Source organism: Paenibacillus sp. N119s (genome assembly GCF_059447605.1).
On the sequence record NZ_JCAJRU010000482.1, the window covers coordinates 1 to 683 of the forward strand.

Below are 683 nucleotides of genomic sequence, written 5' to 3' on the forward strand. Positions count from 1 at the left end.
TGCACATGCTGCATAAACGGTATGATCAAGGCCGGTGTCGATTCGAACACCGTAATTTGATAATCACGAATCCAGCCATATAGACGGCTTGGATCAATGCGGTCGTCTTTTGGACAGATGACCATCGTGCCGCCATTATAGAGCGTCCGCGCAATATCGCCGACGAACACGTCGAAGGAGAAGCTCGCCAGTTGCAGCAGTCGTACCGGGAACTGGTTCAGACGATAATCCCGGCGATACGCCGCAGCCGTATTGACCAAGCTGCGATGCTCGATCATGACGCCCTTCGGACGTCCGGTTGTACCCGACGTGTAGATCACATACGCCAGATCCTGCGGTTCGTTGATCGGCCGGATATTCGTGGCATCCCCGGTATACAGCGACTCATCATCCAGCGCCAATACAGTATGCAGACACAGCCCTGTTGCCGGTTCGGATGCTGCTTCGCTATTAGACTTCGAATCTGATTGCAAGCTTACGCCTTCATTCAGACAGTCTCTTTCCATCGTTTCAGCGCCAGCCGCTGTCTCCAGCTCACCCTTAGTCTGCCCTACGGCTAAGGCCTGATCGCTTTCCTCCAGCCATGCCTGCGCACGTTCCTGCAAGCCGGTTTGCGTAAGCAGCACCGTCGCACCGCTGTCCTCCAGCATAAAGCGAATTCGTTCGGACGGATAGTCTGCATC

General features: G+C 54.9%; 1 protein-coding gene. It reads right to left on the reverse strand.

Annotated elements, in window-relative coordinates:
- On the reverse strand, window positions 1-683 hold a 683-nt coding region (locus AC5V8P_RS25885), incomplete at both ends, for an AMP-binding protein (RefSeq protein WP_495474094.1).